The 13,834-nt window shown below is 59.3% G+C and carries 15 protein-coding genes; 8 read left to right on the forward strand and 7 right to left on the reverse strand.

The window, feature by feature from the left end; translation table 11 throughout:
* The first annotated feature begins 33 nt into the window (after window positions 1-33).
* From V9L13_RS27870 to V9L13_RS27880, 3 genes are read left to right on the forward strand one after another with little or no spacing between them, the layout of a single operon-like run.
* A complete protein-coding gene (locus V9L13_RS27870) occupies window positions 34-786 on the forward strand; it encodes a 5-oxoprolinase subunit PxpA (RefSeq protein WP_338801057.1) in 753 nt (250 codons plus the stop codon).
* Window positions 783-1,487 (forward strand): 5-oxoprolinase subunit PxpB, encoded by a 705-nt coding sequence (gene pxpB, locus V9L13_RS27875; RefSeq protein ID WP_338801058.1) that lies wholly within the window; start codon window positions 783-785, stop codon window positions 1,485-1,487. The genes V9L13_RS27870 and pxpB overlap by 4 nt, the downstream gene beginning before the upstream one ends.
* On the forward strand, window positions 1,484-2,407 hold the full coding sequence (locus V9L13_RS27880) for a biotin-dependent carboxyltransferase family protein (RefSeq protein WP_338801059.1): 924 nt from the start codon (window positions 1,484-1,486) through the stop codon (window positions 2,405-2,407). Before pxpB ends, V9L13_RS27880 begins: the two co-directional genes overlap by 4 nt.
* Before the next feature lie 91 nt (window positions 2,408-2,498).
* Here V9L13_RS27880 and V9L13_RS27885 read toward each other — a convergent pair whose 3' ends face one another.
* Together V9L13_RS27885 and V9L13_RS27890 are read right to left on the reverse strand one after the other, a co-directional pair.
* Window positions 2,499-3,677 carry a VWA domain-containing protein gene (locus V9L13_RS27885; protein WP_338801060.1) on the reverse strand — a complete coding sequence of 393 codons (1,179 nt, stop codon included), beginning with the start codon at window positions 3,675-3,677 and terminating at the stop codon, window positions 2,499-2,501.
* 10 nt (window positions 3,678-3,687) lie between these two features.
* The gene (locus tag V9L13_RS27890) at window positions 3,688-4,533 is read right to left on the reverse strand and encodes a MoxR family ATPase (RefSeq protein ID WP_338801061.1); all 846 of its coding nucleotides are present in this window, start codon (window positions 4,531-4,533) and stop codon (window positions 3,688-3,690) included.
* A 201-nt stretch (window positions 4,534-4,734) separates the two neighbouring features.
* Here V9L13_RS27890 and V9L13_RS27895 point away from each other — a divergent pair, with 201 nt between their 5' ends.
* Both V9L13_RS27895 and V9L13_RS27900 read left to right on the forward strand, forming a co-directional pair.
* Window positions 4,735-4,965, forward strand: coding sequence for a DUF4160 domain-containing protein (locus V9L13_RS27895; RefSeq protein WP_338801062.1), 231 nt, complete (start codon window positions 4,735-4,737; stop codon window positions 4,963-4,965).
* A complete protein-coding gene (locus V9L13_RS27900) occupies window positions 4,953-5,450 on the forward strand; it encodes a helix-turn-helix domain-containing protein (protein ID WP_329699366.1) in 498 nt (165 codons plus the stop codon). Before V9L13_RS27895 ends, V9L13_RS27900 begins: the two co-directional genes overlap by 13 nt.
* On the opposite strand, the gene V9L13_RS27905 is transcribed toward V9L13_RS27900, so the two are convergent.
* Complete coding sequence (locus V9L13_RS27905) at window positions 5,447-6,523, reverse strand: DUF748 domain-containing protein (protein ID WP_338801063.1); 1,077 nt, start codon at window positions 6,521-6,523, stop codon at window positions 5,447-5,449. The genes V9L13_RS27900 and V9L13_RS27905 overlap by 4 nt on opposite strands.
* 127 nt (window positions 6,524-6,650) lie before the next feature.
* On the opposite strand from V9L13_RS27905, the gene cysK reads away from it, so the two are divergent.
* Complete coding sequence (gene cysK, locus V9L13_RS27910; RefSeq protein WP_003222645.1) at window positions 6,651-7,625, forward strand: cysteine synthase A; 975 nt, start codon at window positions 6,651-6,653, stop codon at window positions 7,623-7,625.
* Window positions 7,626-7,809: 184 nt separating this feature from the next.
* Window positions 7,810-8,748 (forward strand): aspartyl/asparaginyl beta-hydroxylase domain-containing protein, encoded by a 939-nt coding sequence (locus V9L13_RS27915; RefSeq protein WP_103521574.1) that lies wholly within the window; start codon window positions 7,810-7,812, stop codon window positions 8,746-8,748.
* A 58-nt stretch (window positions 8,749-8,806) separates the two neighbouring features.
* On the opposite strand, the gene V9L13_RS27920 is transcribed toward V9L13_RS27915, so the two are convergent.
* Together V9L13_RS27920 and V9L13_RS27925 are read right to left on the reverse strand one after the other, a co-directional pair.
* Window positions 8,807-8,965, reverse strand: coding sequence for a hypothetical protein (locus V9L13_RS27920; protein WP_167734099.1), 159 nt, complete (start codon window positions 8,963-8,965; stop codon window positions 8,807-8,809).
* Between the two features lie 35 nt (window positions 8,966-9,000).
* Window positions 9,001-9,423, reverse strand: a complete 423-nt coding sequence (locus V9L13_RS27925; protein WP_338801064.1) for a hypothetical protein — start codon at window positions 9,421-9,423, stop codon at window positions 9,001-9,003.
* Between the two features lie 554 nt (window positions 9,424-9,977).
* Between V9L13_RS27925 and V9L13_RS27930 the strand changes: the two genes are divergently transcribed.
* Window positions 9,978-10,841 carry a DMT family transporter gene (locus V9L13_RS27930; protein WP_338801065.1) on the forward strand — a complete coding sequence of 288 codons (864 nt, stop codon included), beginning with the start codon at window positions 9,978-9,980 and terminating at the stop codon, window positions 10,839-10,841.
* 135 nt (window positions 10,842-10,976) lie between these two features.
* On the opposite strand, the gene V9L13_RS27935 is transcribed toward V9L13_RS27930, so the two are convergent.
* Entirely contained in the window at window positions 10,977-11,885 is a 909-nt protein-coding gene (locus V9L13_RS27935; protein WP_338801066.1) for a DMT family transporter, read from the reverse strand.
* 86 nt (window positions 11,886-11,971) lie between these two features.
* The gene (locus tag V9L13_RS27940) at window positions 11,972-13,597 is read right to left on the reverse strand and encodes a methyl-accepting chemotaxis protein (protein WP_338801067.1); all 1,626 of its coding nucleotides are present in this window, start codon (window positions 13,595-13,597) and stop codon (window positions 11,972-11,974) included.
* Between the last annotated feature and the right edge of the window lie 237 nt (window positions 13,598-13,834).

Raw genomic sequence — 13,834 nt, forward strand, 5'->3', positions numbered from 1 at the left:
ACAAAAAGACAAGAAGCTACAGGAGTGTTCACCGTGAGCCGCCTGCTATTGAATTGCGACATCGGCGAGAGTTTCGGCAGTTGGACCATGGGTCTGGACGCCGAAGTCATGCCCTACATCGACTGCGCCAACGTGGCCTGCGGCTTCCATGCCGGTGACCCGAGCATCATGCGCAAGACTGTCAGCCTGGCCCTGAGTCACGGCGTGCAGATTGGCGCGCACCCGGCCTATCAGGATCTGGTCGGTTTCGGCCGACGTTCCATGGCCTATTCCGCGCAAGAGCTGCAAGACATCCTGCATTACCAGATCGGCGCGCTCGATGGCATTTGCCGTGCGCAGGACGGGCGGGTCAGTTACGTCAAACCCCACGGCGCGATGTACAACGACATGATGGCCAACCCGGCGCAGTTGCGTGCAGTGATTCAGGCCGTGGCCGCCTATGATCGCAGCCTGCCGCTGATGCTGATGGCCACCCGCGATAACGCGGCGGCGCAGCAACTCGGTGACGAATACGGCGTGACCCTGTGGTTCGAAGCCTTCGCCGACCGCGCCTACGACAGCGCAGGTCGACTGGTTTCGCGGCAACTGCCGGGCGCGGTGCATCACGAGCCAGAAAAAATCATCGAACAGGCCCTGACCATCGCCCGTGGCGGTGAACTCGTCGCCAGCGACGGCAGCGCATTGCAGTTGCAGGCCAACACCTTGTGCGTGCATGGCGACAACGCCAGTTCGGTGGCCGCCGTGCAGCGCATTCGCGAGGCCCTGAATCAGCAGAGCGCGCCATGAACCCACGGATTGAAGTGGTGGCCGTGGATTGCCTGATGCTGCGCCTGTTCGATGAAATCGCCGAAGCCAACATGCCGTGGATGCTCGCTGCCAGTGAGCGCCTGCGCACGGTATTTGGCGCGCAATTGATTGACCTGGTGCCGTCCTACACCACGCTGATGGTGCATTACGACCTGACGGTACTGAATCCGAATCAGGCCCGTGAATTGATCGCTGAAGCGTTGATCGATCTGTCGCCGAACGCTCGAACCAGCGGCCAGTGCCATGTGTTGCCGGTCTGGTACGACCTGAGTGTCGGCCCCGAACTGAGCCTGCTGGCGCAGCGCAGCGGGTTGGCGGTGGAGGAGGTGATTCGGCGGCACAGCGCTCGCGAATATCAGGTGTTCGCCCTCGGCTTCGCGCCGGGATTTGCCTTCATGGGGCTGGTGGAAGAAATCCTCGCGGCGCCACGCCTGGACACCCCACGCAAGAAAGTCGCGGCCGGCAGCGTCGGTATCGCCGAGCGGCAGACCGCGGCTTATCCAGTGGTATCCCCCGGTGGCTGGAACCTGATCGGTCGCACCCCGGCGAAACTGTTCGATCGTCATCGCGACGGCTACAGCCTGATGCAACCCGGCGACACCGTGCGTTTCGAAGCGGTGAGCCACGCCGAGTTCATCAACCTGGGCGGCGATGACACGCCACTGGAGGCGCTGGCATGAGCCAATTGACGATTGAGGCCAGCACGCCGCTGTGCTTGTTGCAGGACGTCGGGCGCTTTGGCGTGCGCCATTTGGGCGTGACCCAGGGCGGCGCCGCGGATTGGAGTTCGATGAGTTGGGGCAATTGGTTGCTCGGCAATGCGCTGGATCTGCCGGTGATCGAAATCACCCTCGGCGGGTTTGCCGTACGGGCGCAGGAAGACTGCTTGCTGGCGTTGGCCGGGGCGGATCTCGGCGCGCAGATTGACGGGCAGGCGCTGGCGCCGTGGCGCAGTTTCAAGCTCAGCAAAGGGCAAATCTTGAAGTTCAGCCAACCGCTGCTTGGCGCCCGGGCTTATCTGGCGGCACCCGGCGGTTTCGACGCGCCGCAGGTGCTGGGCAGCAGTGCTACGGTGGTGCGCGAAGAGCTCGGTGGTCTGGATGGCATGGGGTTGCCGTTGGCCAAGGGCGCGGCACTGAGTTATCGCGGTGCGGTTCTGCAGGTGCGTGAAGTGCCGCTGGCGCATCGACCTGATCTGCGCCTCAATGCGCCGCTGGATCTGGTGCTCGGCGCACAGATTGGTCAGTTCAGCGGGCAGAGTCTGTTCGATGTGTTCAACAGTCCGTGGACGCTCGACAGTCGTGCCGACCGCATGGGCATTCGCTTGTTGGGCAAGGCGTTGCAGTATCAGGGCCGGCCGATGATTTCCGAGGGTATTCCGCTGGGGGCGGTGCAGGTGCCGCCGGATGGGCAGCCGATTGTCTTGCTCAATGATCGGCAGACGATTGGTGGCTATCCACGTTTGGGAGCGCTGACGCCGTTGGCGTTGGCGCGATTGGCGCAGTGTCTGCCGGGGGCGCAAGTGCGGTTGAGGCCGGTGGTGCAGGACGTGGCGCACCGGGAGCATGTCGAGTATTTGCGGCGCTTTCGAAATAGCTGAGAGCTTCGCGAGCAAGCCCGCTCCCACAGGGGAATGCATTCCAAATGTGGGAGCGGGCTTGCTCGCGAAGGGTCATCACGGCTAACGAAGGTTATTTCGACAGAAACCGCATCCCTTCCTCAAGCCCGCGCAGGGTCAGCGGATACATCTGATCCTCGATCAAATCGCGCACGATATTGGTCGACGAGGTATAGCCCCAGGTGTCCTTCGGATACGGGTTGATCCAGATGAGCTTCTTGTACTTTTCCATGAAGCGCTGCATCCACACGTAGCCCGGCTCTTCGTTCCAGTGCTCGACGCTGCCGCCGGCCTGGGTGATTTCGTAGGGCGCCATGGCGGCGTCACCTATGAAGATCACTTTGTAGTCGGCGCCGTACTTGTGCAGCAGATCCTGCGTCGAGAAACGCTCGGACGTGCGGCGCAGGTTGTTCTTCCACACCGACTCATAAATGAAGTTGTGGAAGTAGAAGTACTCCAGATGCTTGAACTCGGTCTTGCAGGCCGAGAACAATTCCTCGCAGATTTTCACGTGTGCATCCATCGAGCCGCCGATGTCGAACAGCAGCAACAGCTTTACCGTGTTGCGCCGCTCGGGGCGCATCTGGATATTCAGCAGGCCGGCGTCTTTGGCGGTGTGGTCGATGGTGCCGTCGATATCCAGCTCTTCCGCCGCACCCTGACGGGCGAATTTGCGCAGACGACGCAGGGCAACCTTAATGTTGCGCGTGCCCAGCTCCACCGAATCGTCGAGGTTCTTGTACTCGCGCTGATCCCAGACCTTGACCGCTTTGCCCTGACGCTTGCCGGCGTCGCCGACCCGAATACCTTCCGGGTTGAAGCCGCCGGAACCGAATGGGCTGGTGCCGCCGGTGCCGATCCATTTGTTGCCGCCGGCGTGACGTTCCTTCTGTTCTTCCAGACGTTTCTTGAACTCTTCGATCAGCTTGTCCAGGCCGCCGAGGGACTGGATCGCCGCGCGTTCCTCGTCAGTCAGCGAACGCTCGAATTCCTTGCGCAGCCAGTCTTCGGGAATCAGCGCCTGCAAGTGATCGTCGAGTTTTTCCAGGCCATTGAAGTAGGCGCCGAACGCACGGTCGAACTTGTCGAAATGCCGTTCGTCCTTGACCAGAATCGCCCGCGACAAGTAGTAGAACTCGTCCATGTCGGCGAAGGTCACGCGCTGTTTCAGCGCGTTGATCAGGTCGAGCAGCTCGCGCACCGACACCGGCACCTTGGCGGCACGCATTTCATTGAACAGGTTGAGCAGCATGACGATGCCCTTATCGAGAGCCGCGACGGCTCATGAATGCCAGGCGCTCAAGCAACTGCACGTCCTGTTCGTTCTTCACCAGGGCGCCGGCGAGTGGCGGAATGGCCTTGGTCGGATCGCGCTCGCGGAGCACCGCTTCGCCGATGTTGTCGGCCATCAGCAGCTTCAGCCAGTCCACCAGTTCGGAAGTCGACGGCTTCTTCTTCAGACCCGGCACCGTGCGCACGTCGAAGAACACGTCCAGCGCTTCGCTGACCAGATCCTTCTTGATGTCCGGGTAGTGCACGTCGACGATTTTCTGCAGGGTGCTGCGGTCCGGGAAGGCGATGTAATGGAAGAAGCAGCGGCGCAGGAAGGCGTCCGGCAGCTCTTTCTCGTTGTTGGAGGTAATGATGATGATCGGGCGCTTCTTGGCCTTGATGGTCTCGTCGATTTCGTAAACGTAGAACTCCATCTTGTCGAGTTCTTGCAGCAAGTCGTTGGGGAACTCGATGTCGGCCTTGTCGATTTCGTCGATCAGCAGGATCACTCGCTCTTCGGACTCGAAAGCCTCCCACAGCTTGCCCTTCTTCAGGTAATTGCGCACGTCGTGGACTTTTTCGTTGCCCAATTGCGAGTCGCGCAGACGGCTGACCGCATCGTACTCGTACAGGCCCTGATGGGCCTTGGTGGTGGACTTGATGTGCCAGGTGATCAGCTTGGCGCCGAACGATTCGGCCAGTTGCTCGGCGAGCATGGTCTTGCCGGTGCCCGGTTCGCCCTTGACCAGCAGTGGCCGCTCCAGGGTGATGGCGGCATTGACCGCCAGCTTCAGGTCATCGGTGGCGACGTAGGCCTGGGTGCCTTCGAACTTCATCTGCTAATCCTCGAACGGTAACGCCGACCTGCACGGGCAGGGCGGGGCGAAAAAATCGGATGCCCCGACTATAACGCGCAGCCCGGTCGACTGTGAACGCAGACGGCTTATTCAGTCTCTGAATGGGGCGTCACATGTTGACTCGGTTTCGGCCCGGGGCCAGTATTCAGGTATCGCCGATTTGGCGATAGCCTGTCGGACATGACGACTAAATACCGATTTCGCGACAAATACCGCATTCAGTTGCGCGAGAAAGATCACCCGCCACCCCATGTCCACCTGATCGGTGGCGGTGTGGACGTGATGCTGAGCCTTGAAACCGTCGAAGTCATGACGGGCAAGGCACCGCCGCTGATTATCAAGGAAGCGTTGGCTTGGGTTGCGGCTCATCAAGCGCAACTGCTGGAGGAGTGGAAACGATGTTACCCATGAAAAGGCCGCGTCTGTCGGCTGTGCAAGCACTTTCAGGTTTTCGATTGAAACTGACCTTTATTGATGGTCAGGATCTGACTCTTGACCTGAGCCGAGATATTCACGCTTATCCAGGTCTGCAACCATTGCTTGATCCCGAAGTTTTTGCGGCTGCGACCCTCGACGACTATGGCTGGACGGTCGAATGGCTTGAGCCCGATATACAGATTGGCGCAGACACGCTTTATATGGATGCGCTGGCTCAAAACGCTGCCGATGAAAACACTCGGATTTTCATCGATTGGCGTGCACGTACCGGACTCTCACTGAATCAGGCAGCCGAGGCGCTGGGGGTCAGTGCCCGCAGCATCAGCCGATACAGTAATGGGCGGGAGGCAGTGCCCAGGTCATTAGCCTTGGCTTGTCTTGGTTGGGACTCATTGCAGCAAAAGTCCACCCTGGCAGCTGAAGAGTCTGGTCGATATGTCGTTAATCGTAAGTCTTAGCCCGCATCCGGCTTAGGTCTTTCATACCGCGCATTAAAGGCCTGAATGAAACCATTGCGCAAAATCTGCAAAAACGCTTCGAACGCGCTGATGTTTTGCTGATGCACGTTGCCACTGAGTTCGACCTTGGTGGCGAACTGGTTTTTCGCCTGGTTCTTCAACACGGTTTCCGTGCCGCCGACGATGGCTTCCCAGACTGAGCGGAAGATGCTCTTGTCCTTGTTCTCCACGTCCTGCTGCCAGTTGAACACTTCGACGTCGCGCAGCAGCGGCTTGATGTAGCCAGTGACCTGGGCTTTTTTCGCCTGGGCTTCGATCACCACGTCGCCATGGCCGGCATTGAAGTCGAACTTGCCGTAGGCCGAGGCGAAGTCGTTCAAGCGCTTGAGTTCGATGTCGCGGGCGCGCAGGCGGAACTGGAAGTCCTCGAAATTGCTCAGCGGATCGAAAGTCGCCGTGGTTTCCAGCGGTGCCTGGCCGAGCAGTTTGGCCTTGCCCTCGAAACGGGCGTCGCGTTTACCCTGTTTGTCGACCACGTTGGTCAGGTTGTAGATGCTCGCTTCGACATTGCTGGCGTTCATGTTGACCGGCGGTTTGGAATTGAAATTGCGGAAACTGATCTTGCCGTCGTGGATCTGTACTTCGTCGAGGGTGATCGGCAGCAGCTTGCCCAGTTGTGCGCGCCAGTCAGTGCCTTTACCGGTCTGTGAATTCTGTTTGTTGGAGCCGCCATCGACGAAGTTGATCTCGGGATTGAAGAACTGCACCTGCGCTACCACGGCATGGTCGTACCACAGCGAGTGCCAACTGACCGCCAGATCGATCACGGGCGCGTTGACGAACGGCACCGGTACCTTGCCGTCGACCTTGACGATTTTCAGGCCGTTGATCCGATAGGCGCCACGCCACAGGGCCAGATCGACGTCGGTGACCTGGCCACGGTAATCGCCCATGTCGGCCAGTTTGTCGTTCAAGTAATCGCGCACCAAGTAGGGCAGGGCGATGTGCAGGACGATCAGCAGCACAACGACGACGGCAAAAATCCCTAATGGCCAGCTGTAGCGACGCTTCATGGCAACAATTCCCGAACGATGTAAGCGATTGACTGTAGCGCGGCGCAGACGTTCGACCCGACTGGACTGTGCCCGGCAACAGGCATACCTTGAAAGGCTGAATTCAACGCTGCATAAGGACCCAGCCATGAGCCGTATTTTCGCTGACAACGCCCATTCCATCGGCAATACGCCGCTGGTGCAGATCAACCGCATCGCGCCGCGCGGCGTGACCATCCTGGCCAAGATCGAGGGGCGCAACCCCGGTTATTCGGTCAAGTGCCGGATCGGCGCGAACATGATCTGGGACGCCGAAAGCAACGGCAAACTCAAGCCGGGCATGACCATCGTCGAGCCGACGTCGGGCAATACCGGCATCGGTCTGGCCTTCGTTGCCGCCGCCCGTGGTTACAAATTGATGCTGACCATGCCGGCCTCGATGAGTATCGAGCGGCGCAAGGTACTCAAGGCTCTCGGCGCAGAACTGGTCCTCACTGAACCGGCCAAGGGCATGAAAGGCGCGATCGAGAAGGCCGCGGAAATCGTTGCCAGCGACACTGGCAAATACTTTATGCCATCGCAGTTCGATAACCCGGCCAACCCGGCGATCCATGAAAAAACCACCGGCCCGGAAATCTGGAACGACACCGATGGCGCCGTCGATGTGCTGGTGGCTGGTGTCGGGACCGGCGGAACCATCACTGGCGTTTCGCGGTATATCAAGAATACCCAGGGCAAACCGATTCTATCGGTGGCGGTGGAGCCGGTGTCTTCGCCAGTGATCAGCCAGGCACTGGCGGGCCAGGAGATCAAACCGAGCCCGCACAAGATTCAGGGGATTGGCGCCGGTTTCGTGCCGAAAAACCTTGACCTGTCGATGGTCGACCGGGTGGAGCAGGTCACCGACGAAGAGTCCAAGGCCATGGCACTGCGCCTGATGCAGGAGGAGGGGATCTTGTGCGGTATCTCTTGCGGCGCGGCCATGGCCGTAGCAGTGCGTCTGGCTGAGACCCCGGAAATGCAGGGCAAGACCATCGTGGTGATTCTGCCGGACTCCGGTGAGCGTTATCTGTCGAGCATGCTGTTCAGCGATCTGTTCACGGAACAGGAGAATCAGCAGTAATCGAATTGATGCAGATCAGTCGGGATTCAGGAACCTTATGCTAATAAATGCTTTGTTGCGCAATTCTTAACACTGAATCTTTGGTTCGGCGGGTGTTGCCCCACGCCGGTAGTGTTTATCATTGCCGGCTGCCATGCCTGATGAGGGGCCATGCGCAGCGTTGTCTTTATTCAAGGAGTCGTTGATGACCTTTTCGTTAGCCGCCAAGGTGTTGGTGTTGCTGCTGTTTGTGGGCAGCATCCTCTATGTGCATTTGCGCGGCAAGGCGCGTCTGCCGGTACTGCGTCAGTTCGTCAATCACTCGGCGCTGTTCGCTCCGTACAACGCCTTGATGTACCTGTTCTCCGGCGTTCCGTCCAAACCCTATCTGGATCGCAGCAAGTTCCCGGAACTTGACGTGCTGCGCGATAACTGGGAAACCATTCGCGACGAGGCCATGCACCTGTTCGACGAGGGCTATATCCGCGCCGCCGAGAAGAACAATGACGCCGGTTTCGGCTCGTTCTTCAAGAAGGGCTGGAAACGTTTCTACCTCAAGTGGTACGACAAACCGCTGCCATCGGCCGAGACCCTGTGCCCGAAAACCGTGGCGCTGGTCAGTGCGATCCCTAACGTCAAAGGCGCGATGTTCGCGCTGTTGCCGGGTGGCAGCCACCTGAACCCGCACCGCGATCCGTTTGCCGGTTCCCTGCGCTATCACCTGGGCCTGTCGACGCCGAACTCCGACGACTGCCGGATCTTCGTTGACGGTCAGGTCTACGCCTGGCGCGACGGTGAAGACGTGATGTTCGACGAGACCTACGTGCACTGGGTCAAGAACGAAACCGATCAGACCCGCGTCATCCTGTTCTGTGACGTTGAACGACCACTGAGCAACCGCCTGATGACTCGCATCAACCGCGCCATCAGCGCCTGGCTGGGGCGTGCCACCGCCCCGCAGAACCTTGACGACGAACGTGTCGGCGGAATCAACCAGGCTTACGCCTGGAGCAAGAACTTCAGCGACCGGTTCAGCGGTGTGGTCAAACAGTGGAAGCGCCGCAATCCCAAGGCCTACCGCGTCCTGCGCCCGGTGCTGGCAGTGGTGGTGTTGACGTTGCTGGGGTATTGGCTGTTTGGTTGAGGCTGGATGTTGAAATGAAAAAACCGCTCCTTGTGAGCGGTTTTTTATTGTCTGTGAGTCAGCGGCGCCCGGCGAGAACGTTGGGTTCGTCTTCAATGCCTGTAATCAGTAACTGCAGAAAGCGCTGCTGATTGGCTGAAAGCCCGGATGACACAATCTTTTCTTCTGTTTTGATTGATCTTTTCTTAGCGGGGGATTTCTTGACTGATTTGCGCATGCTCCCTCCCTCATTGATCATTACTTGAGCTGTTTTCACGATACTTTACTCTCCACTGCGAGGACAAGACGACCTTCCAAATCAAATTTGAAGCCGAGCTTTGTATAAACAGGAATTGCCCCCTGCATCGGCTCCTGGACTTCAATGAACTTGCTGCCGATTATTTGGGCGAACTCATCGATGACCATCATCGCCAAGGTCCCGATACGATTTTTCAGCGGGTGAGAATCTCCTGGTCGCCCTTCCAATCGTACGATTCGAATACGTTGGCGGCTTTTGTTCGGATTGACGAAACACAGTCCGCAGAGCTGTTCTTCGAACCAGATCGCGATATCCAGGGACAGGGGTTCTCGTGATTTCCATGCGGCAACCTCTCGCCAGCAAAAAAGTGGATTCTCCCAGAGCTCGAACGCGCTCAGTGCTATGGCGTCGATGGCTTCGAAACGTACTTTCGACAAGTCTTGCCGCGCTGGTAGCTGCAATAGAGCTTTGGCGATGCTTGCCTGTTTCCTGGCCTGCGACCTGTGCAACTGATACCGCAAATTCGTCCGTTCCCTTGGCATGTGATTTCGAGCATTCCCTGTCTCCCCATCAATGGGCCTATCCGTTGCTCTTCAGCCTAATCACCTCGCGGCCAACTGTCCCTGCTGGCCCTTTGTCCAAATCATTGCAATCCATGTCCCGCGCTGGTTATAGTCGGCGCTCGTGAATCAGCTGATTCACGTTTCAAACCCTTCAAAAAGATCAGCCCCAATGCCTGCATCCCTCATCAACGCGGTAGTCGATTCAGCGGTCAACGCTGGCGTCGTGCCGTGCGGGAATCAGCAGCCAGGGCAGATCAGTCATTATCCTCCACCTGTCAGTAGCACGCCGGTGTGCGCCGTCGTATCACCGCCGGGCGTTGGCGTTTCGGGCTGATCGGCAATCTTTGCTGACCCCTGCGCCCGCCAGAACAACTACTGAATTTCAGCTTCGGCTGAGTTGGCTATTGGCCTGACTACAGGTGGTATTCATGTTTGTCCTTTCGAAAAAAACCGCGCTCGCGGCGACGTCCACGAGCCTGTTCGTTCTGCTGTGGAGCAGCGGAGCGATCTTCTCCAAATGGGGGCTGGCCCACGCTTCGCCTTTTGCCTTTCTGCTGATTCGCTTTGTGATCGCCCTGTGTGGGTTGCTGCTGTTGGCGCCGCTGCTCAAGTTGAAGCTGCCCAAGGGCGGTCGGCCGATGCTGTTTGCGATGGCTACGGGCGTGGTGTTGTTGGGGGCGTATCAGATTTTCTATCTGCTGGCGCTCAACACCAAAGTCACGCCGGGGGTGATGGCGACCCTCATGGGCGTACAGCCGATCCTCACTGTGGTGTTGATGGAGCGCCAGCGCTCGGCGAGCCGGATGTTCGGCCTGGCGCTGGGGCTGGCCGGGCTGATCATGGTGGTTTATCAGGGGGTCGGGCTGGCGGGGATGTCCTGGGCAGGGATGCTGTTCGGCCTGCTGGCGCTGGCGAGCATGACCCTCGGCTCGATCATGCAGAAACGCATCACCGACAATCCCCTCGGTACGCTGCCGGTGCAGTACCTGGCCGGGCTATTGTTGTGCGGGATCTTTGTGCCGTTTCAGCCGTTCCACTTTGAACACAACGCAGGCTTCATCGTGCCGGTGTTGTGGATGGGGCTGGTGGTGTCGGTGCTGGCGACGCTGTTGCTTTATCGCCTGATCGCCCGCGGCAATCTGGTGAATGTCACCAGTCTGTTCTATCTGGTGCCAGCGGTGACGGCGGTGATGGACTACCTGATTTTCGGTAATCGTCTGGCGGCGTTGAGTGTGCTGGGGATGCTGTTGATCATTGTCGGTCTGGCGTTTGTGTTCCGTAAATCCGCTTGAAAACCACAAGGCTGACCCAGGCATTTTCAGTGTCTGGGCCGGCCTCTTCACGAGCAAGCCCGCTCCCACAATTGGAATGCATTCCTCCTGTGGGAGCGGGCTTGCTCGCGAAGACTGACTTGTTAACGCGGCAAATCAGCGGACGGCTACGGCAGCGGGCTTCACCACCGCAGGCTTCAACACCAACCACAACGCCAGCGCAATCAACACCCCGCCATAAACATGCGCCATCGACAATGGCTCATCCAGCAACAGCGCCCCCCACAACACACCGAACGGCGGGATCATGAAGGTCACGGTCATCGACTTCACCGGGCCGATCGAACTCATCAGGCGGAAATAAATGATGTAGGCGAATGCGGTGCAACCCAGGCCCAGGCCCAGCAGCGACAGCCAGACACTCCAGCCACCCCAGCTCGCCGGGGGCTGCGTGATCACGCTGTAGCCGAACAACGGCAACAGGAACAACGTCGCGCCGAGCATGCTGCCCACGGCCGAAAGCCGGCTGTCGAGGCCACCGGCATGATCCAGCCAGCGTCGCGTCAGGAACCCGGCAAAGCCGTAGCAGGTGGTGGCGAGCAGGCAGGCGAGGGCGCCCATCAGCAGTTGCAGATCGAATGCCACGGGACCGGCGCGGGTCAATACGCCGACGCCGAACAGACCGAGGAATACGCCGCCAAATTTGGCCGCGGTGAGCTTTTCACTGAAAAACAACGCGCCAATCAACACACCCATCAATGGCGTGGTGGCATTGAAAATGGCAGAGTAGCCGGCCGGCAATACTTGGGCCGCGACCGAGTACAGCGTCGCCGGAATCCCCGAGTTGATCACCCCCAGCAGCATCACCGTTTTCAGCTTGCCCTTGAAGTCCCAACTGATGCGCATCAGGCCGAGAATCACCAGCAGCCCCACAGCCGCAATCGACACGCGAAAGAACGCGGTGGGAATGGTGCCGATTACCGGGGCGATGATGCGCATGAACAGAAAGCTCGCACCCCAGATCGCTGCCAGCGACAACAAACGAAAGATATCGACAGGGCTCACGGTGGGCACTCCTTCCTTGATGGGGACGAGAGTGTTGCCGAGCGCCCCGACGATGGCAACCGCTAATCGGGCATTTAATTTCGCACTCAGAGCACGAAACGCGTCACCAGACCATTGAGGTCGATCGCCAGCCGTGACAGTTCCTGACTGGCGGCAGAGGTCTGGGTGGCGCCGGCGGCGGTCTGGGTCGAGAGGTCGCGGATGGTCACCAGATTCTGGTCAACCTCACGCGCCACCAGCGCCTGTTGTTCGGCGGCACTGGCGATTACCAGGTTGCGCTGGTTGATCTGCGAAATCGACGCGGTGATTTTCTCCAGTGCCTGACCGGCACTGTTGGCCCGACGGAGTGTGTGGCTGGCTTGCTCGGCACTGCTTTGCAGCGCTCCGACGGTGGCACCGGTGCCTTGTTGGATACTGCTGATCATCAACTCGATTTCTTCGGTGGAGTTCTGCGTGCGTTGTGCCAGCGAGCGCACTTCATCGGCGACCACCGCAAAGCCGCGTCCGGCTTCACCGGCGCGCGCCGCTTCGATCGCAGCGTTGAGCGCCAGCAGGTTGGTCTGCCCGGCGATGCCGCGAATCACCTCCAGCACCTTGCTGATGTCCTGGGCCTGCGTGGCGAGGCCTTCGGCTTGCTCGGAGGCGCCGAGTACCGCGCCAACCAGTTCCTGAATCGAGCTGATGGTTTCGCTGACCTGCACATGTCCGTGCTTGCTGTCCTCGTTCGAGGCTTCGGAGGCCTCGGCACTGGACACCGCGTTGGCGGCGACTTCATCCACTGCCGTGCTCATCTCGGTGACGGCCGTGGCGGCCTGCTCGATCTGGTCGTTTTGCTGTTGCAGGCCACGAGTGCTCTGTTCCATCACCGAACTCATTTCCTCGGCGGCGGAAGCCAGTTGTTGCGCCGATTCGCTGATGCCCCGGATGGTCGAGCGCAGATTGCCTTGCATCTCGGCGAGGGCCGAGAGCAACTGCGCCGCCTCATCGCGACCGTTGTCGGCGATCTGGCCGCTGAGGTCGCCGGCGGCAATTTTTTGCGCGACGTTCAGCGCCTGATTGATCGGTGTAGTGATGCTGCGGGTCAGCAGCCAGGCGAGCAGCAGGGTGGCGATCAGAGCGACAACGATGATCGTCGCGACAATCCACAGCGCTCGCTGGTACATCGCAGCCGCGGCCCGGGCGGCGGCTTCAGCGCCTTGCTGGTTAAGGCTGATCATCTGCTCCAGAGTCTTGTCGAGCACTTTGCCCTGCGGGGCCAGATCATTGTTCAGGCGGTTGTAGGCCTGTTCGTTTTGCCCAGCGTCAATCTGGCTGATGATCTGGTCGAGGATGCTCAGATATCGGGTGATGTCGGCGTTCAAACCGTCGAGCATCACGCGTTCCTGATCGCCGGCGAGTAAGGCTTCATGGCTTTTCAGGCGTTTGAGCAATTCTTCGCGCTGCACCTGGATCAGACCTTTGCTGCGCTCACGCACGGCCGGTTGGGTGCTGGTGATCAGGCGCAGAGATTCGAGGCGGATGCTGGCGATATTCGCTGCGGCGTCATGAATGCTTTCGATACTCGGCATCCACGATTCTTCGATGACCGCGGCGCTTTCACGCAGGGTTTTCATTTGACCCAGGCCGAACAGGCCTACGATCACCAGCAGACCGGCCAGCACGGCAAAACTCAAACCAGCGCGCAAACCGATGCGCAGATTGCGGATAGACATCAAAGTGCTCCTTGATCTATGGGGGAGAAGTCGTCCTCGTGGGCCGAGGATCTTGTTGTGGGGCGGGTGCTGGCGGGCTGTATATCAAAGTGCCACTATTTTGGTAAGACCAATCGGTACGCTGTCCTGCCCCGCAATTGCCAACAGGGGCAAAGCCGCAAGCCAGAGGCCTGACCTGGTGATTGGATCCGAAAGCCAGAGAATTCGCGGTCTGGCGCGGGAATGCCGAGCAGACCG

The organism is Pseudomonas sp. RSB 5.4 (assembly GCF_037126175.1).
Taxonomy (GTDB): Bacteria; Pseudomonadota; Gammaproteobacteria; order Pseudomonadales; family Pseudomonadaceae; genus Aquipseudomonas; species Aquipseudomonas fluorescens_H.